15 protein-coding genes and 1 pseudogene are annotated in these 18,277 nt (G+C 53.3%); 10 read left to right on the top strand and 6 right to left on the bottom strand.

From position 1 onward, the window contains the following. A pseudogene (locus tag LPA02S_RS06290) lies at positions 1-393 on the bottom strand (LysM peptidoglycan-binding domain-containing protein); the annotation flags it as partial. 486 nt (positions 394-879) lie between these two features. After that, the gene (locus tag LPA02S_RS11670) at positions 880-3,159 is read right to left on the bottom strand and encodes a LysM peptidoglycan-binding domain-containing protein (RefSeq protein ID WP_156470997.1); all 2,280 of its coding nucleotides are present in this window, start codon (positions 3,157-3,159) and stop codon (positions 880-882) included. 305 nt (positions 3,160-3,464) lie between these two features. Between LPA02S_RS11670 and LPA02S_RS06280 the strand changes: the two genes are divergently transcribed. The 7 genes from LPA02S_RS06280 (at position 3,465) to LPA02S_RS06250 (ending at position 11,549) form a co-directional block, all read left to right on the top strand. After that, positions 3,465-4,118: an MIP/aquaporin family protein gene (locus LPA02S_RS06280; protein ID WP_056956585.1), complete on the top strand. Its 654-nt coding sequence runs from the start codon at positions 3,465-3,467 to the stop codon at positions 4,116-4,118. A gap of 356 nt (positions 4,119-4,474) precedes the next feature. After that, a complete protein-coding gene (locus LPA02S_RS06275) occupies positions 4,475-6,013 on the top strand; it encodes a ClC family H(+)/Cl(-) exchange transporter (protein WP_439950850.1) in 1,539 nt (512 codons plus the stop codon). Positions 6,014-6,149: 136 nt separating this feature from the next. After that, on the top strand, positions 6,150-6,386 hold the full coding sequence (secG, locus tag LPA02S_RS06270) for a preprotein translocase subunit SecG (RefSeq protein ID WP_056956587.1): 237 nt from the start codon (positions 6,150-6,152) through the stop codon (positions 6,384-6,386). 248 nt (positions 6,387-6,634) lie between these two features. Then, complete coding sequence (locus LPA02S_RS06265; protein WP_054650335.1) at positions 6,635-7,357, top strand: alpha/beta hydrolase; 723 nt, start codon at positions 6,635-6,637, stop codon at positions 7,355-7,357. 70 nt (positions 7,358-7,427) lie between these two features. Continuing rightward, positions 7,428-9,794, top strand: a complete 2,367-nt coding sequence (rnr, locus tag LPA02S_RS06260; RefSeq protein WP_056956588.1) for a ribonuclease R — start codon at positions 7,428-7,430, stop codon at positions 9,792-9,794. A 31-nt stretch (positions 9,795-9,825) separates the two neighbouring features. After that, positions 9,826-10,299 (top strand): SsrA-binding protein SmpB, encoded by a 474-nt coding sequence (smpB, locus tag LPA02S_RS06255; RefSeq protein WP_054650333.1) that lies wholly within the window; start codon positions 9,826-9,828, stop codon positions 10,297-10,299. A 386-nt stretch (positions 10,300-10,685) separates the two neighbouring features. Next, complete coding sequence (locus LPA02S_RS06250) at positions 10,686-11,549, top strand: GRP family sugar transporter (protein ID WP_056956589.1); 864 nt, start codon at positions 10,686-10,688, stop codon at positions 11,547-11,549. A 303-nt stretch (positions 11,550-11,852) separates the two neighbouring features. Here LPA02S_RS06250 and LPA02S_RS06245 read toward each other — a convergent pair whose 3' ends face one another. The 4 genes from LPA02S_RS06245 to pfkB all read right to left on the bottom strand — a co-directional run bounded on the left by LPA02S_RS06245 (position 11,853) and on the right by pfkB (position 15,985). Then, the gene (locus LPA02S_RS06245) at positions 11,853-12,353 is read right to left on the bottom strand and encodes a GNAT family N-acetyltransferase (RefSeq protein ID WP_225350287.1); all 501 of its coding nucleotides are present in this window, start codon (positions 12,351-12,353) and stop codon (positions 11,853-11,855) included. Between the two features lie 61 nt (positions 12,354-12,414). Next, a complete protein-coding gene (locus LPA02S_RS06240) occupies positions 12,415-12,861 on the bottom strand; it encodes a hypothetical protein (protein ID WP_054650331.1) in 447 nt (148 codons plus the stop codon). A 211-nt stretch (positions 12,862-13,072) separates the two neighbouring features. Then, positions 13,073-15,028 carry a fructose-specific PTS transporter subunit EIIC gene (locus tag LPA02S_RS06235; RefSeq protein WP_056956590.1) on the bottom strand — a complete coding sequence of 652 codons (1,956 nt, stop codon included), beginning with the start codon at positions 15,026-15,028 and terminating at the stop codon, positions 13,073-13,075. A gap of 33 nt (positions 15,029-15,061) precedes the next feature. Then, positions 15,062-15,985 (bottom strand): 1-phosphofructokinase, encoded by a 924-nt coding sequence (pfkB, locus tag LPA02S_RS06230; RefSeq protein ID WP_056956591.1) that lies wholly within the window; start codon positions 15,983-15,985, stop codon positions 15,062-15,064. Positions 15,986-16,097: 112 nt separating this feature from the next. Between pfkB and LPA02S_RS06225 the strand changes: the two genes are divergently transcribed. The 3 genes from LPA02S_RS06225 (at position 16,098) to LPA02S_RS06215 (ending at position 18,029) form a co-directional block, all read left to right on the top strand. Beyond that, positions 16,098-16,877 (top strand): MurR/RpiR family transcriptional regulator, encoded by a 780-nt coding sequence (locus tag LPA02S_RS06225; RefSeq protein WP_054650329.1) that lies wholly within the window; start codon positions 16,098-16,100, stop codon positions 16,875-16,877. Between the two features lie 77 nt (positions 16,878-16,954). After that, the gene (locus LPA02S_RS06220) at positions 16,955-17,458 is read left to right on the top strand and encodes a YbaK/EbsC family protein (RefSeq protein WP_054650327.1); all 504 of its coding nucleotides are present in this window, start codon (positions 16,955-16,957) and stop codon (positions 17,456-17,458) included. Between the two features lies 1 nt (position 17,459). Continuing rightward, on the top strand, positions 17,460-18,029 hold the full coding sequence (locus tag LPA02S_RS06215; RefSeq protein WP_054650325.1) for a GNAT family N-acetyltransferase: 570 nt from the start codon (positions 17,460-17,462) through the stop codon (positions 18,027-18,029). Positions 18,030-18,277 lie beyond the last annotated feature (248 nt).

The following is an 18,277-nucleotide window of genomic DNA, read 5'->3' as shown; positions in this document are numbered from 1 at the left end:
AGCACTGGACTCAGTAGTAGCCGTTGAGCTGGTTGCTTCGCTAGAGCTAGCGTTAGAAGCCTGACTCTTTGCATCACTCGTAGCGGTGCTGGTAGCTTCGCTTGCAGCGGTGCTAGAACTAGCGCTGGTGCTAAGGCTATCGTTGGTCGGGTCCGTAGTGGCGGCCGCGGCACTGCTACTGGTTTCGGCGTTTGCTAGTGTGCTGGTACTCGTTGCAGCGCTAGAAGCACTTGTAGTGGTGGCCGCGCTGGCATTGTTGGTGTGCGCACTAACCTGATTGAGTCCGAGTCCGCTAGCAACAGCCAAAGCTGCGGCGATAGTTGATGTAGTGGCAATAACGTTCTTGTCGGGGACGTGCGCGTTCCCAGTGAATGCGTGTTTATATTTCTCCATGTGGATTTCCCTCCTCAACTCATTTCGCGTAGAAATAGTCAAAGTAATTGTACAACATCCAGTCGAATCACGTTAGCACTTTCTTAACTTTTCTGACCAAATGGACCGTCCCAATTTATTGGTGGTCACTTGTGTTCCGTATTTCACAACCATATTGTTTTTTAAAACATTGAATTGGCGGGGATATCTCGACCAAACGTACGTTTTGGTCCGCGCGCGCGTAATAATTAATGGCAATATTACAATTTAATTACAGATTTTCATGGCCAATTAATTTGTTCGTTTTTAGCGTCTTTTTACGGGTATATCAAACTCTTATTGATTGTGTCTAGATGTGTTATTGCCATCAACAATCCCCTGAACGCAAGTCCAAACATTCGTAAAAAATACACGTTCGGTCCAGTAGAAGCCCTCCGAGGAAAGTCTACTGAATCAAGCGTGTATTTTTATTCTTTAATTAGGCATGGACAGTTGGTACGCCTGGTATTACTTAATGCGCAAGTTTTGGCCGACGATAATCAAGTTGGTATTAGTAATATTGTTAAGGCTGGCCAAGCGGCTGACGGACGTGCCGTACTTCGTAGCAATCGCGCTCAGCGTGTCGCCGGATTTGACGGTGTAGGTTGTGGTGGTCGTGTTGTTGGTCATCGTCGAGGTGGTACCGCCACGGACCTTCAATTGCTCGCCAACAGTGATCAGGTTCGCATTGCGAATGCCGTTGCTGGCGGCCAAGCTGGCAACCGTGGTGTCATACTTTGCGGCAATCGCGCTCAGTGTGTCGCCGGACTTGACCGTGTAGGTTACGCCAGTACTGGTATGGGTGGTGTTACTAGTTGTCACCGTGCTGGTACTGGTTGAACTTGTACTCGTCGTGGTTCCGCGGCTAATCACCAGGTCTTGGCCGACGTGAATAAGGTTAACGTTACTGATGCCGTTCAACGTGGCGATAGTGTTAACAGTGGTGCCAAACTTACTGGCAATCGCGCTAAGCGTGTCACCGGCTTTGACCGTGTAGTTTTGCCCGTTCGTACTGCTCGTTGAATTGGTGTTGGTGGCCGTCGTCGTGGTTGCCCCTTTGGTCACCAGTAGTCTCTGCCCAACCATGATGAGGTTGGCGTTACTGATCCCGTTCCAGGATGTCAAAGTGGCGACGGTGGTTCCGTAGCTAGCCGCGATTGCGCTGAGCGTGTCGCCTGACCGCACGGTGTAATACGTGTCCGTGGTACTAGTGCTACTCGTGTTGGCTGTGGTGGTTGAGCTACTCGTACCCCTTTGAACGAGCAGGACGTCACCAACGTGAATCAAGTTGGGGTTGCTGATACTGTTGAGACTGGCCAAAGTGGCAACCGTGGTACTGTACTGGTCGGCAATTGCGCTGAGCGTGTCGCCAGACTTCACGGTGTAATACACATTCGTGCTTATCGGCCCCGTACCAGTACCGCCATTAGTCGCGGTGTTCGTGGATGACGAGTTGCTGCTACTGTTGGCGGGGTGACCACTAATAGTTTCATTATTAAACGCAATCGTGTCGAGCGCAGTTAATTTATATTGTTGAATGATACTCAGCAACGAGCTCGCGTATGCTGGATCCGTCGCGTAGCCATCACTTTGTAAGTCGTTAACTACTGACGCGTAGTCTGTGTTGCCAATAATGTTGCTGTACCGTGAGTTTTCGGCGAGGAATGCGCCGTGGTCCTGAACGCTGTCAGAATTCGTGGCGTACTCACGGAACTTGGCGTTCACGGTCACGTATGCACCATTAACGTATTCCTGGGTCGGGTAAGTAACGTAGCTTCCCGTCCAACTAGCATCGGCTTTGATACCAAAGAGGTTGTGCGCCAAAGTTGACAGAGAGGATTTACCCCAGCCACTCTCCAAAATGGCTTGTGCAGCCGTGACTGACGGTAACACGCCATATTCTGACCATCCCGCGATGGCACCGTCCTCGATGCTTTCAATGAATGCTTGCAGGCTAGCAGTTGAGCTGAAAACCGGTTGGCTAACCGTGGTACTGGTAGCGGTTGTTGCGGAGATTGCGACCACTTCCTGACTAACCCCGGTTGTAGCGTAAGTGGCTGCTGCTGAAGACTTAGCGGTGGTCAAGGATGTCGCGTCGCTCACCGTGGTGACAGCGACGCTACCACTGGATGCGGTGTTATGAGTGGAAGTTGCGGCACTACTCGTTGCGCTGGAGGCCGGACTAGTAGTGGCGGTGCTGCTGGTAGCGGCTGTCGTGGCAGTATCGTTCACACTAACACTACTGGTTGTCGGCTTGGTTGTGTTGTCGTCAGCGCTACTGGCGGCCGGGGTGTTTGTGCTGTTGGTAGCGGCACTACTGCTGTCAGGGACGTTTGCGCTAATGGCAGCGGAACGATCACTAACCGTATCGGTGTCACTGGTGGCCGTCGAGGCAGCTTGGCGGCTGTCCGCACTACTGCTAGTAGCTGACGTCTCACTAGATGTGGTGTCACTAGTAGCTGCGGCCGCGGTACTACCACTGTCCGCAGCTGAGCTGGCGCTACTACTTGTAGCTGTGGAAGTAGCGGCACTACTATTTGACGCAACCCGCAAAGTAGCACTGGACCCCGTTTCGGGTTCCTTGCTCGTGCTGGCCTTGACGGTGTGAGCGGTGGTGGATTTGAATTGGCTAATGCCACTGGCGAGGGTGAATAGGGTAGCTAGGGCGGTAGTAGTCGTGACTACCTTACGTTGGCCGTGGCTATTTTGACCATGCTTATTAAAATTGCTGTGTTTATATGACGGCATATTGGCCTCCTAAATAAAACTGCTTTTGTGAATGGTTAACATTATTTGTAAGAATTATATTTTTATATTAAGTCATCATGCCATTGTCCCGCTAGGCTTTTGGGGCAGACTTAATTTATTACTGGGGTTATCGTTAGCCGGGCGTGGCAAACGATTCTTTGCACGCGAAAACACGTGCGTCAAGTGTAACGCAATAAATAACGCCGAATTCCTTGTAGTGACCCAGTGTAATCCGCTATGATATATGTATATGCAATCACAAATTGCAATTATTGTTTCATTGAGCTTTGGAAGGAGTGAACGTTGTGCGTAAATATACGGCAGAATTTCTTGGAACTTTTTTATTGGTGTTAATTGGTACCAGTGCGGTGGTAATCGCTAACGGCAAGGTTTTGACTATTGCCCTCGCGTTTGGGTTGGCCATCACGATTTCGGCGTACGCCTTTGGGGGTATCTCCGGCGGCCACTTTAATCCAGCTGTGACGACGGCTATGCTGATCAACAAGCGGATGAGTGGCAAAGACGCAGTGGGCTACATCATCGCTCAGATTTTTGGCGGGATTGTGGCCAGCGCGTTTGTGGCTTTGTTCGTGAACGCGTTAGGACAACCAGTTAGCAACCTGGGCCAGACGGACTTCACGGTCATTGACCCGTGGATGGCGATTGTAGTTGAAGCGTTGATGACGTTCTTGTTCGTTCTCATCATCCTCAACGTGACAAGTGCCGACCATGGCAACGGACAGTTTGCTGGTTTGGTGATTGGTGTCAGCCTGGCGCTGTTCATCATCGTTGCTTTGAACCTCACTGGCGCTTCGCTGAATCCGGCCCGTTCAATCGGCCCAGCGCTGTTTGCGCAGGGGAATTCGCTAGGCGACCTGTGGGTTTATATTTTGGCACCAGAAGTCGGTGCGGTGCTTGCAGCCTTTGCTAGCCGGTTTATGGGCAGTGAGCAAAAGTAATTACTGCTGACAGCGAATAATTGTTCCAATAGATGATGGGCGTCACTGTAACGGGGATGCCTATTTGTTTGCGGTCAAACATCCTCTAAGACCGGGGTGCTTGATGTACTTGCGCGGTGATTCTGGTTGACGGCTCTGGCCGTACTGGCGGGGTGACTCCGGTTGGAGGGCTGGTCCCGCGCCCAGAGAAGCAATTTCCACAGTAGCGTATGGCCGCGTCGGTCGGATCGGTAATCCGCAGCTTACCGGTTCGACCAACGCGGCCGCTAACCACTACCGCAGCAACTCGCTAACTTATTCGACTAAACTACCGCGCAAGGCATATACTAAAATCATTGAACATTTCATGGGGGATGATGGTGACGATGCGACGCTTGGTTGATGGCTCACGATTACATTTTATTGGCTGGGGTCTCGTGGTCGGTGTTCTATCCGGCACGGTGGTCGCAACGTTCCGGTTATGTATTGCCACCATGTTGAAGTGGATTCAGTCGGTATATATGCACCCGAACCTGCTGTCCGTGGGCGTTGTAGTCGGTGTTGGGGTACTCACAACCGTGATTGCGGCCATACTGCTGCATCAGGAGCCAAACATTAGCGGTTCCGGTATCCCCCAAGTTGAGGGCCAGTTGCAGGGGACGATGGAGTTCCACTGGTGGCGGATTTTATGGCGCAAGTTCGTTGCGGGTGTCCTTGCCATTGGCTCCGGTCTGTTTTTAGGCCGTGAGGGTCCCTCAATTCAACTGGGCGCCGCGGTTGGCCAAGGTGTGGCCGCAGGACGACATGAAAGCGGCAGTGAGCGCCGGGTTCTCATTGCGGCCGGCGCGGCCGGAGGATTGGCCGCAGCCTTCAATGCACCAATTGCGGGCGTAATGTTCGTGCTGGAGGAGGTTTACCACAACTTTAGCCCGTTGGTATGGATGAGTAGTCTGGCGTCGGCAGTGGCTGCTGATTACGTGTCCATGCGGGTGTTTGGGCTCACGCCAGTCTTACATATTGCGTACGCGCACAGCTTACCGGCTAACCTGTATTGGCACCTAGTGCTGTTAGGAATCATCCTGGGACTACTCGGGCTCCTGTACAACGTGGTGTTATTGGCACTACCACGCTGGTATGCGCACATTCCCTTGCCCAGGGTGGCGCACGGCATTGTGCCGTTATTGCTGATTATTCCACTAGGGTTTTGGATGCCACGGGTGTTAGGCGGCGGGAACGCCGTTATTCTGAACTTAGGCGGGAAAATGCCAGTGTTGTCGGCACTGTGCCTACTGTTCGTTGTCCGCTTTGTTTACTCGATGATTGCGTATGGCTCTGGCCTGCCCGGTGGAATCTTTCTTCCCATTTTGACGTTGGGTGCCGTTATCGGCGCCATTTACGGGGTGGCGATGGCGCGAATGGGATTGCTGCCACGTCAGTACGTGATTAACCTGGTGATTTTTGCCATGGCCGGTTACTTTGCCGGTATTAGTAAGGCCCCGTTTACCGCAATCTTGTTAATTACCGAAATGGTTGGCAACCTGGGACACCTGTTGCCGCTCGCCGTTGTGGCGTTGGTGGCATACGTGACCACGGATATCTTTGGCGGGGAGCCGATATATGCCGCGTTGCTAAGCCGGATGACGGTTCCGGATAATCTCAGTCGCCTCCACCATCCGGTCACGTTTGAAGTCCCCGTCTTTGCCGGTTCAACTTTGGACATGCACCAGGTCCGTGACTTCACCTGGCCGAGTGGAAGCCTGCTGGTTGAAATTCGCCGAGGCGAGCACCGCATTGTTCCGCAAGGTTCGGCCATGATTCGTGCGGGGGATACGCTCGTTGTGATGACCGACACTAGTCGCCAAGTTCACGTCCGTGAGGTGGTTGGCGGAGCGGCTGCCCAACCACTTGCCGACTAGTCTTTACAGATTTAGACAGAATATTTTGTACAAGTCACCTAGAACTGTAAGGAAACTTGAGCCGTTTTATCTATGCAACCAAAGGCATTTGTGGTAGCATGTTATTAGTATTCTGAACGGACACGGAGGAATAATCGTGCAATCACTATTGACCACACTGCTGATCACGGACTCAGTTCTGATCATTATCGCGGTAATGATGCAACCATCCAAGCAACAGGACGCCTTGAGCGCCCTCTCGGGTGGGTCAATGGACCCATCAGGGCACACCAAGTCCCGGGGCTTTGAAGCATTTATGGAAAAAGTCACGTTGGTTTTAGGTGTGGTCTTCTTCGGGTTGGCCATTGCGTTAGCATACATTGCTTCGCACTAAACTAAGTGCCACGACCGAAGTCTCCCGTTTATGACCGGGGGACTTTTGTTATACTAACGGTGCTAATTTCCGTCCATATTGTCCGCTAGGGATACGGTACCTGCGCAATAGCGGGTCTGGTGAGTGGGGTGTTTAACGGAAGAGGTGCGTCCATAACTAAACATCTGGGTATGGGGCCGACATGCACGAGGTGTTCGTCCCCCATGAGTTTCACTTAAACTGGTGTTTACGCGAAAGGAGTACCACACTTGCTGAATTACCCCGAACCAATTATTTTGCCTGGGCGACCAGACTTGCCCGGTGTAGTTTTATTCCATTCGTTTACCGGCAGTAGTCGGGACATGCGCTTATTAGCGCGTGACCTCAACGCGGCCGGTTATGCGGTGAGTGCCCCCATTTTTAGCGGGCATGCGGAGAAAACCCCGTTGGGTCCGCTCAACTACCATCCCGCCGATTGGTGGCGGGAGGCGCAAGCGGCCATTACTGCTATGCAACGCAATCACCATTATGTGGCGGCGTTTGGGCTGTCCATGGGTGGCAACTTTGCTTTGCGTGCCTTAGAGACCATGCCGAACGTAATCGGTGGCGGAGCCTTCGCCACGCCGCTTGTGGATGGGTCGCCGTACTTTGCGCGGACCGTGCACGGCTACGTGGATTACATCGAGCGTGAGTCGGGCCAAAGGGCTGACGGTGACGTGACGTCGGCAATCGATGCCCAGCGGCAGGCCCTGCGCCACTTTGCACACGCGACGATTGAGGCTGCCGGCTCCGTACACGTGCCGGTATTTTTCGCCCAGGGTGGTCAAGACTCGGTGATTACCCCGGGTACGGCACTCAAATCGCTCCACTTGTTTCGTCATGCACCCGCGTCCCTGGTCTGGTATCCGCAGGCGGATCACATTCTGACTGCTGATCCGCGGAGTCAGGTGCAGTTAGGCCGCGACGTGCTGGGCTTTCTGGGGCGACTTTAAAATTGTTAATCAAATACTTTGAAAAGAAGAAGTGGGTACCGATTCATCCGGACCCACGTGGAGGTAGAACATGACCACTGTTGGTCACATACGTAATGAATTACTGGGGTTATTTCGACGTAACGCCCAAGTTAACTACTCGGTCGCTTCGCTACAACGAGCTCTCAAGTTGAAGGATAGTGCCGATATCAAGAACATGGTCACCGCGCTCAACGGCTTGATGAAGGATAGCTTTATTCATCAAAACGAGCAGGAACTGTACTCGCTGGGTGCCCCTAAAGCGGTCATCGTGGGGACTTTCCGTGGTAACGATAAGGGCTTCGGCTTTGTGAGCGTCGAGGATTCAACGGATCCCGACGTGTTTATCGCGCCGCCGAACACCAAGAACGCGATTGACGGGGACACGGTGGAGATTAACATCCTCCATCCCGCTAAACCGGGCGATACCCGGGGGGCTGACGGTGAAGTCACTAAGGTTACGGGTCACAAGTACACGTCCTTAGTGGGCGAATTCCAGCCACTGCCCGACAAGGAAGCCCGTCAAACTGGTTTTATCGGGACCGTGACGAGCCCAGACAAGAAAATTCACAAGTACCCAATCTTGGTTGAAGACACCGGCATGCACCCCCAGGCGGGCGACATGGTGATGGTGGAAATCACCCACTACCCGGATAACGTTCATCCAGCAAGCATGACGGGGATGATGAGCCAGAACCTGGGAAACAAGAATGACCCGGGTGTCGACATCATGAGCATCGTGATGTCCAACCACGTGAAGGCCAACTTCCCCCAGGAGGTGCTGGATCAGGCGCAAAGTACGCCTGACCACGTGCTGGATACGGACCGGGCCGGCCGCCGCGACATTACCGACCAGGCAGTGGTGACCATCGATGGGGATGACTCCAAAGACTTTGACGATGCCGTCACGGTTTGGCGCCTCGACAACGGTAATTTCCACCTGGGTGTACACATCGCGGACGTATCTTATTACGTCCGGCCGGGCACGCCGCTTGATGACGAAGCCTACGATCGTGGGACGTCCACTTACCTGACGGACCGGGTGATTCCGATGCTACCGTTCCGTTTGAGTAACGGTATTTGTTCGTTGAACCCTGATGTTGACCGCCTGGCAATGAGCTGTGATATGGAAATTGATGCACACGGGCACGTGGTGAACCACGATATCTATCCGAGCGTGATCCGTTCTCACGGGCGTTTAACCTACAATAACGTCAACAAGGCCCTGGATGGGGACACCTCAGTTTTGGGTGATCACCAGGAATTGATGCCCATGTTGACCGAGATGGGTAAGCTGCACGAAATTTTATACAAAATGCGCCATGAGCGCGGTGCCATCGACTTTGAAGAAAACGAAGCCAAAATTGTGGTGGACGATGATGGTCACCCTATCGACATCGTGCTGCGCGAACGCGGCACCTCGGAACGCATGATTGAAAGCTTCATGTTGGCCGCAAACGAAACGGTGGCTAAGCACTATTACGATGCTCACCTGCCGTTCCTGTACCGTGTCCACGAGCAGCCAGACAAGGATTCGATGAAGGAATTCATGGACTTCCTGGCCACCTTTGGGATTCAGATTCATAACGTGAAGGGCAAAGACGTGACGCCACGGATGCTCCAGCAGGTGGTGACGGACGTTGCCGGCACACCCGAAGAGGCCATGGTGAACGTGAAGTTGCTGCGGAGCCTGCAGCAGGCGCGTTACTCACCGGACCCACTGGGACACTTTGGTTTGGCGGCAAAGTATTACTCACACTTTACTTCGCCAATTCGCCGGTACCCCGACTTGGTCGCGCACCGGATGATTCGCCAGTACGCCCACAGCACCAGCGAGGACGTGAAGGCCAAGTGGAAGCAGGTACTGCCAGATATCGCGGTCCAGACGTCCACTGCCGAACGCCGGAGCATCGATACCGAACGTGCGGTTGACGACCTCAAGAAGGCCGAATACATGCAGGACAAAGTGGGCCAGGAATTCGATGCCGTGGTCTCGTCCGTTCTGAGTTTCGGGATGTTCGTACAGCTGCCGAATACGGTCGAAGGCCTAGTGCACATTAGCAACATGACCGACGACTACTACCAGTTCGTTGAACAACAAATGGCGCTGGTTGGTGCTGGTTCTCACAGAATGTACCGTATTGGCCAGCCAATTCGGGTACGTCTGGAGAACGTGGACGTTGAACAGCATAACGTTGACTTTGCCATTGTCGATCCCGACAAGGCGCCTGAAGCCAACTTTGACACTAGCGACATCAAGAAGCCGCAGCCGCGACGGAACAACAACCATGGTGGCAAGCCTAGTTTTGGCGGTAATAACCGTAACGGTAACAACCGCAACGGTGGTCAGCGACAGCAGCGCGGTGGCCAGAAGAAGGGTCAGCAACCGTTTAACCAGATGCACATGAAGCGTAAGTAATACACTCGTTTCGCCGGAAGGGGGCGTCAACATGGCTAAAAAGCACCAACAGAAGCCGGCAAACTTGCTGGCGCAGAACAAGAAGGCGCGACACGATTACAATATTGGCGACACGTACGAGGCGGGTCTGGCGCTTACAGGCACCGAGATTAAATCGGTCCGGGACGGCAAGATGAACCTTAAGGATGGCTTTGCCCGCATTCGGAATGGCGAAGCGTGGTTGGAGAACGTGCATATTAGCCCGTACAAAGAGGGTAACGTTTTCAACGTGGATCCGCTGCGTAACCGGAAGTTATTGCTGCACAAGCAGGAAATTCGTAAGTTGGACGAGGCCACGGCCGGTAAGGGTCTAACCATTGTGCCTTTACGAGTTTACTTGAAGCATGGGTACGCAAAGGTGTTGCTAGGCATTGCCGCTGGTAAGCACAACTACGATAAGCGGGAAACGCTCAGGCGGCGGGACCAAGACCGGGAAATTGCGCGGGCCATAAAGGAACGCTACTAGAATTAAAGCCACCGTCATTACGGATGTTGTCCGGGATGGCGGTGGCTTTTTTATATGCTAACGATTCGGTAAATATTTTTGGCGGTAATGTTTGGTAACGCATGTATACAGGTCCGTTTCAGAATAGCAATGGTTCAAACGTTATGCGCTTACATTGTTAACTACATTGGTAAACATAACGGCTTTGTCCAGATACGGTGCTAACCGAATTGATTGGTATACACCTTTCCGGTACAATTGTATGGTTAATCATTAATAGTGGGCCGTACACGCGGCCCTCATGACATTGTGAAAATATGACACCTGGGTATCTTTGTGGCACATTGATACGCTTTAGTGTTACCGTTAACTTTAACGTTAATTTCAGAAAGGATGACAAACTTCAAATGAACATTCTCATTGCATTGATTCCAGCAATTGGTTGGGGCATTCAGCCGATGATCATCAGCAAGATGGGTGGCAGGGAAACTAACCAGATCTTGGGGACCGGCCTGGGCGCGTTGCTGGTCGGTTTAGTCACGTTACTGTTGACCAACATGGTCACGGGTGCGGCGTTCTGGATGAGCTTATTGTCCGGTGCCTTTTGGGTAATTGGGCAAACCGGTCAGTACATCAGCTTTAACCGTATCGGCGTTTCGAAGACCATGCCCTTGTCCACTGGGTTCCAGTTGGTTGGTACTTCCTTAATCGGGGTGCTGATGTTTGGTGAGTGGAAGGGAGCTGGCGCTCGTGTGTTCGGGTTCCTAGCGATTGCCCTGATTATCGTTGGGGTGCTGATGACGACTGTGGGTGAAAAGTCGGACGGTAAGGACAACAGCACTATGGCTGCGGCACTGACAACTTTGTTACCTACCACCATCGGGTACTGGATCTACAGTGTGCTCCCAAAAATACCGTTGTTGGCCGACAAGAGTGGCATGAGCTACTTCTTCCCGCAAATGCTCGGAATTTTCCTGGGTGCGTCGGTCTACGCTCTGGTAATGTCTAAGGGAAAGGCATTCAGTGAGGCGGCAACGTGGAAAAACGGAATTGTCGGGATTGTGTTCAGCTTGTCTGCATTGGCCTACATCTTTTCTGCTAAGGCCAACGGTGTGGCGACTGCGTACGTCATCACCCAGCTGAACGTGGTGATTTCGACTCTGGGTGGAATGTTCGTTCTGCATGAAGCGCGGCGTGGTCGAGCAATGACCTTCACGCTATTAGGACTGCTATTGGTGGTTGTTGGTAGTGTCGTCACGGCGTTTCTATAAAATTAAAGTGGGTGGCCGCGCGTGTGAACACCCTTTTTGATCGTCCTCGGTGAAAACGCTTTACGAATCTGGCACCACATTATACACTTAACCGTAGTTTTGTCGTCGATGCTGGAACGAGACCTGGGGGTGCAACATGCGCATTAACTTTTTGGTGCTAAGCCTAATTATTTTGCAAATTGTTGTACTAGTTTTGATGCCGGTAATTCCGTATGGCGGATTGCTGTGTTGGGTTGTTGGTGCATTGCTACTATTCGCGGTTGCGTGGCCTGCTTTCCAGGGCAAGCGCTCGCGCTAGTCTGACTACAGTTCACCACGCCACTCCATGTACGCTTCCTTTAGCGTGGCGCCAGGAACCTGGTCAGTACGCCGTTTGCCCGTATCGCCAAATCCTACGTGCCGGTAGAAACCCTGTGCTGCTTGGTTGCCAACCAGCACCAGCAAGAAAATGTGGTCGTACTTTGTCCGTAACCTCGTCATGGCGGCATCCAGTAACTTCCGGCCCAAACCCGCCCCATGGTAAGCGGGCAGAACGTAGAGCGAGTATATTTCACCCCAACCGGTGTGAGTATCCATGCGGCTAGGCCCAAAGCTGCATACGCCAACAATCTCGCCCTTGGTAGTGCTGGCAATGATAGTGTTCCGCCAGCGGCGCTCAGGGTGCCACGTAGATGGGGATAGCTGCTGTAAATAGCCATCCGCTATTAGGCCCCGGTATGTCGCCATCCAGGTCTGGTAGTAAACTTGCGCGATGGCCGCAAAGTCGGTTGAGGGTTCAGTAGGTTTGATGATAAACTCGGTCAATGGCGAGCCTCCCAGTAAGTGTGTCGGTTTGATCTATGGTGTTGGAACGGTTGTGCGCACGTTAGCCGTTCTGAGTGGCCGTCGGGTGGTGCAGCAGTTTGAGTAAGATACAAACGAACAGCACAGCCGTACTAATGATTGCTAAGATGGTGCCCCCACTTTGTAAATCGAAAAAGGTAAGCAGAACCGACCATGATAACGCAATTACATAGGGACTCAGCACAGCGACTAAGCCGGACCACATACTGATACTTGGCTCAGGCCGTCCGGCAATTTCGTGAGCAATTACCGTCAGGGCCCACGCGAGCACGGCCATCAGCAGTAAGAAAATGCTTGCAGGCGCAAGAATGCTGCCGGTGCCGCCGATGGTATTGATGATGTTGCCCGTGAGTATAGTAATAATCTTAGGCATGGTAGCAACTAATTGCTCCTGTAGTGAGACCATTAAGGTTAGTTGGACTAACAGCGAAACAAGCGTTAAACCGTTTATTACCCGTTGTTTAGGCATGAATGTTCCCCTCCATGTTACGTGAAAGTGCTTACCCGCTGATTATACTGCACGCGGGAAGTTTTTACGATGTCCCTAATACTCCGTTCGTACACGGGCTATATTAGTTAACGCCAGTTTGAAGCACACAAAGACGACCTAGTAACAGTTCCCCGCTTTGGGGTAAATGCCACTGGGTCGTGTTTGCGTATTACGGATTAACCTTGGCGTGCTACTCCTTAAACAGTGTCAAAATTTGCATTGGTGTGTGCGCCGCTTTGAGTTGCTTGATAAAGCTCTGGTGCGTCAAGAGTTTAGCGGTGTTGCTCAGGTAGTGGAGATGTGCACCGTTGTCATGTTCCGGAATGAGAAAGCTAATCAGGGTGTCGACGGGTTGATTGTCGAACGTTTGCCACTCAACGGGTTGCTGCAATCGTACTACCAGCATGGCCGAGCGGTTAATGGTGGCGTCCTGTGCGTGGGGGATGGCGATACCTTGTTCCATACCGGTTGAGCCCTCACTCTCACGGTGAAGGTACTTCTGGTATACGGCCTCCGCATCCGCGGCGATACCGTTCCGGACCGCGAGTTCAGCCAGCTGGTGCAGGGCGTCGTCTCGGGTTGCGGCTTGGACGTTCAGCACCACGTCGTCAGCGGTAAGGATATCACCCAGATTATTGTCAGCATTAGTCGCCTCAGCATCACTAGGCGCTGCTGTGGCCGCTTCCGGAGCGATAGCGGCGACCGCCTCGTCGCCAGTAAGTCCGGCTAGCGATACGGAATTCTGGCTCACACCGTGCTTCTTTGCGGAGTGCCCGGCAATTAGCGCTAGTAGCACACCGGAAGCCGCGGCCCCAATCAGGATGTAGACTACCCATAAAATGGGATGGTTAACCAGCGGCAGGATGATGAAGCCCCCGTGAGGTGCCGGCACCTTGATGCGGCTCATGTAGGTGAGGATTGACGCAATGGCGGAACCCAACATAAATGACGGGATGTTCAGTAACGGATTCTTAGCGGCAAAGGGGATGGCGCCTTCGGTAATGTGGGTGGAACCCAACAGGAAGTTGACGTAGCCCGCACTGCGGTCGTCCTTTGTGTATGCTTTGGGATTGAGCAAGACCGCAATACCGGTCGCAATCGGTGGGGCGATGCAGGCAGCGGACACACCAGCCATGAACAGGGTGTTGCCCTGGGCCAACAGCGCCGTCCCGGTAAGGTATGCGGCTTTGTTAATGGGTCCACCAAAGTCAGATGCGCACATAATCCCCACGATGAGGCCCAGAATAATGGGATCGGAGTTTTGCATCCCCTTCAGGAAGCTCATCATGCCGGTGTTAATGCCAGCCATTGGCTTGGTAATCACCCACATAATTACTCCGGCGATGAAAACCCCGAGAACGGGATAAAGAAAGATAGCTTTGAGTCCCCGAAATTCTTTATCGGGCAGGGGCTTGAGCAAATACTGCAGCAAAATCACTACGGCCCCGGCGATGTAACCACCGACGATACCACCGAGGAAGCCGGTACCCCCGTTCAGGGCAATCATCCCCACGGCAAAGCCGACAATCAGCCCGCTACGCTTGGCGATGGCTTCACCAATGTAGGCACAGAGTACGGGGACCATGAGTCCCATAGTGGTGCCACCGATGGAATTAAGCATGGCAGCAAAGGCGTTGAATTGGTCGCTCTTGGGGTCAGCCGAATAGATACCCCAGAAAAACGAAATGGCGGTGAGTACACCACCGGCGACGACAACCGGCAACATGTGTGATACCCCGTTCATCAGGCTGGTGTAGATTAGGTGCCCCAGACCGCCGCCTTGTGTATTGCCGGTGGCAGCAGCCTTAGCGGATTGGTTAGCTTTGTAGATGGGTGCGTCTTTGGCTAACGCCTCGTCAAATAGTTTACCGGGATCACGAATCCCTGCGGCGACGGGGACCATGATCAGGGGCATCCCCGCAAAGCGGTCAGCGTCCACATCGATGTCCGAAGCGATGATGACTGCCCGTGCGTTGTCGATTTCTTCCTGGGTTAGCGGGTCGTCCACCCCCGTTTGTCCATGCGTTTCCACCTTAATGGTCAGGCCACGGCGCTTGGCTTCCTGCTCTAGTGCTTCTTCAGCCATGTAGGTGTGCGCAATCCCCGTTGCACAACCGGTCGCGGCAATTAAATCATAATTTGCCATCTTTTTTTCCTCCTTGTCCGTAAGTTAACTCGATCATGACAGTTGCTTGATTTGTACCTGTTCAGCTAATTCGTCAACGTGCTGGAAATCAGTAATCCATGCGGAACGGGCCGTGTCGCTTCCGGCTGCCAGCGCCATGCGGAGGTTATCCGGTGCGTCTTTGCCGTTGACTAATCCCGCTACAAACGTCCCAAGCATCGTGTCGCCCGCACCCGCCGAGTTGAGGACGTTGACGCGGGGGGCCGACCCGGTGTAGTCGTGCTCGCCAATCAGGATGGCACCCGCACCGCCCCGGGAAATGAGCACGTTTTGTGCGCCCCGATCCCTGAGATGGTGACCTAGGCGGACCAACTGGTCGGTGTCAGCATCAGCTGGGAGGCCAAACCAACTTGTTAGTTCCGCGTTGTTGGGTTTAATTAACAGCGGGTGGTACTGCAACGTGTCGAGCACCGTGGGGTAAGAGGTATCAATGACGAGCCGGAAATGTTGCTGGGCGGACATGCGCCCGACGCTAGTGATGAAATCCGGCTCGATACCTTGCGCAAAGCTACCCGAAATAATGAGGACGTCCCCATGGCCTAACCGCGCCAGTTTGTCCACCAGCTGTTGGCGGGCACTGCTGGCGACAACCGGACCGGGATTCACCAACTTGTACTCTCGGTGGCCATCCTGAACGTGGGCAAAGACGTTAATGCGGGTGGTGCCACCACTATCGACAAAGTCGTTAGTGATGCCAGCGGCGGTTAGCTGCTGACTTATGTAGTCCAGCGTGAAGCCGCCACCAATGCCCAGGGCTTGGTTCGGGACGTGTAACCGTTGTAGAATGAATGAAACGTTGACGCCCTTACCGTTGGCCTGGACGTCGTAACTATTGGTCCGGTTCACCACGCCTTCATCCATGCGGGGCGTATCAATGAATAAATCAATTGCTGGGTTCAAAGTTAATGTATAAATCATGGCTGCACCTCCTGTTAACATACTGAGAATAACGCAGGTCGGACCGAAAATGTTTTCTAAATGGCAGCGATTACACGCTAAATGACTGAAAAAGTTTACGGAAGGAATCAAAATGGGTAAATACAGCGCTAGCGAACAATACGTGGTTGATTTGATTGACCGGCAACGTGCACAAATTATGGGGATGTCGATCGTTGAGTTTGCTGAGTTTGCGAACGTATCGACGGCGACCATCGTCCGCACCATGAAGAAAATGGGTTATTCCGGGTACACTGATTTTCGGCATTCGGCGGGGCACCCAGGTGACGAGGAACCCGCCGTGTTGCGGGCGGCTGACGACAACATTCGTCAGGTGATTACCGCCAACCTGCGGGAGGTTCAACAAACCATCAACCAGCTGGATATTGCCACCATTGAGGACAGTGTGCAGCAGTTTGCTGGCGCGCAGATGCTGTACATCTTTGCCCGTGGCCTCTCGGAGATGATTGCTGACGAGATGACGCTCAAGTTTCAGCTCGCGGGGAAGTATACGCAGACGTTGCATGATCCCAATATTATCGTGACGCTCGCGGAGCGGGTACCGACGACGGCGTGCGCAATCTTTATTTCCCTCAACGGTGAAACACCGGAGCTGGTGACGGCAGCCCGACGACTGCGAGCGCGCGGGGTGCCCATCGTCACGGTGACCACGAACCCCGACGCACCACTGGCTCATTCCACCGATATCTTGTTGACCGGGTTTAAGTCGGCGGAGTCGTACTTCCCGGATTACGAGGTCCATTCCCGGTTACCCCTGCAGGTTATTTGCCGTATTTTGCTGGATGCCTACGTGGTGCGGATGCGGGAGCAGGGTGCAGGAAATTGCGGCAATGGTGATCAAGGTAACGGTTAACAAACTAGGACTTTCGGCCGTTGACCCAGTCCGGCTGATAGTGAAAAATGGTTCGTAAGGATAGGTGGTTGAACATAATGACATTACCAGAGCAATACTTACAGCGATTAGACAGTCTGCAAGTTAAATATCGCGTTATCCAGCACGCGCCCGTTCGGCGGATGCTAGACGATCAAGAAGCGGCATTTGCGGGCGTAATTGTGGTGAAAAACATCCTGTTTAGTGTGGATGGCAAACTGGTCTTGGTACTCCAGGACGACCAGAACCGTGTTGATGTACACACGTTGGCTAGCGTTATGGGCGTGAGTCGCAGCCGCGTCCGGATGGCTACTAATGAGGAGTTGGCCGCAGCTATGGGTGTAGCGCCGGGACTCGTAAGTCCGCTGGTACTGGCTGAGGATACGCCGGTACGAGTCATTATCAGTCGTCAGCTAACCGGCCGGTCCGCGCTGGGGTTCCACTTTGGGGACCCGGCACGAACTGCGGTGATTAGCTCGGCGGACTTGTTACGGTTTTTACGCAATCTCGGGGTGGAGCCCCAAATTACCAGTATTGATGGCACAAAGGTGCAGGAGGGGTAGTATGCAGATTCGACCAGCAACACCAGCAGATGGTGTTCAGGCCGCACCACTCATTAAGGTGGTGTTTGATGAAATGGAGATACCGGAGATTATGGCGATGGCGGATGCGGACGTCAACGCGGTGTTTGCGCGCGCCTTTAGCGTGGCGCCGTACCGGTACAGCTTTGCCCACACGCTTGTTGCGGTGTCGGGCGACGAAGTGTTGGGCGTGTGCGTCGGGTATCCTGCCGAAGATGAAGAGCATATCGATGAGGCCTTCGCGCCATTTTTGCCTGAAGTTGGGATTACCGATGGACGGGATTTATTTCCAGATCACGAGAGCTTTCCGGGAGAATGGTACCTAGACCTGCTGGCGGTGAAGGACAGTGCCCGCGGCCGTGGTGTGGGTACGCAATTGCTGCGCGCCGCATGCCGTCATCAGCAGCACAATGGCGCCCTGCGTGTCGGGCTACTGTGCGATCTTGACAACCCCAAAGCCGCCAGCCTGTACGAACGGGAAGGATTCGTTGAGGATGGTCGCGTGCAGCTGTTTACGCATGAGTATCGGCATATGAGTCGGGAATTGAAGTAGTGGTGGGAGTGCAGAGCTGGGAGACGAGGCATGGGTAACTCTAACCAAAAGGCCAAACTGGTTAACGTTGGTTTGGTTGGGAATGCCTCAGTGCTCCCGCGTTACTCGTGCGTATGCAAACGAGCTGCGCAGGCCAGAAGACGCCGCATAAGCAACTCTAACCAAAAGGACAAGTGCGGGTTTCCTTTAAGTTGATGGCCAATGCTACGGTGCTCCCGCGTTATTCGTGCGTATGGAAACGAGCTGCG

Source organism: Lacticaseibacillus pantheris DSM 15945 = JCM 12539 = NBRC 106106, from assembly GCF_001591865.1.
Classification (GTDB): Bacteria; Bacillota; Bacilli; order Lactobacillales; family Lactobacillaceae; genus Lacticaseibacillus; species Lacticaseibacillus pantheris.
Note: the sequence above shows the minus strand (reverse complement) of the source record. Positions and strands in the feature narration are given on the sequence as shown.

Bases quoted from the DNA above. Each gene is read 5' to 3' on its own strand.
- LPA02S_RS11670 (WP_156470997.1), bottom strand. From the start codon at position 3,159: ATGCCGTCATATAAACACAGCAATTTTAATAAGCATGGTCAAAATAGC.
- LPA02S_RS06275 (WP_439950850.1), top strand. From the start codon at position 4,475: ATGGTGACGATGCGACGCTTGGTTGATGGCTCACGATTACATTTTATT.
- rnr (WP_056956588.1), top strand. From the start codon at position 7,428: ATGACCACTGTTGGTCACATACGTAATGAATTACTGGGGTTATTTCGA.
- smpB (WP_054650333.1), top strand. From the start codon at position 9,826: ATGGCTAAAAAGCACCAACAGAAGCCGGCAAACTTGCTGGCGCAGAAC.
- LPA02S_RS06250 (WP_056956589.1), top strand. From the start codon at position 10,686: ATGAACATTCTCATTGCATTGATTCCAGCAATTGGTTGGGGCATTCAG.
- LPA02S_RS06240 (WP_054650331.1), bottom strand. From the start codon at position 12,861: ATGCCTAAACAACGGGTAATAAACGGTTTAACGCTTGTTTCGCTGTTA.
- LPA02S_RS06235 (WP_056956590.1), bottom strand. From the start codon at position 15,028: ATGGCAAATTATGATTTAATTGCCGCGACCGGTTGTGCAACGGGGATT.
- pfkB (WP_056956591.1), bottom strand. From the start codon at position 15,985: ATGATTTATACATTAACTTTGAACCCAGCAATTGATTTATTCATTGAT.
- LPA02S_RS06225 (WP_054650329.1), top strand. From the start codon at position 16,098: ATGGGTAAATACAGCGCTAGCGAACAATACGTGGTTGATTTGATTGAC.
- LPA02S_RS06220 (WP_054650327.1), top strand. From the start codon at position 16,955: ATGACATTACCAGAGCAATACTTACAGCGATTAGACAGTCTGCAAGTT.
- LPA02S_RS06215 (WP_054650325.1), top strand. From the start codon at position 17,460: ATGCAGATTCGACCAGCAACACCAGCAGATGGTGTTCAGGCCGCACCA.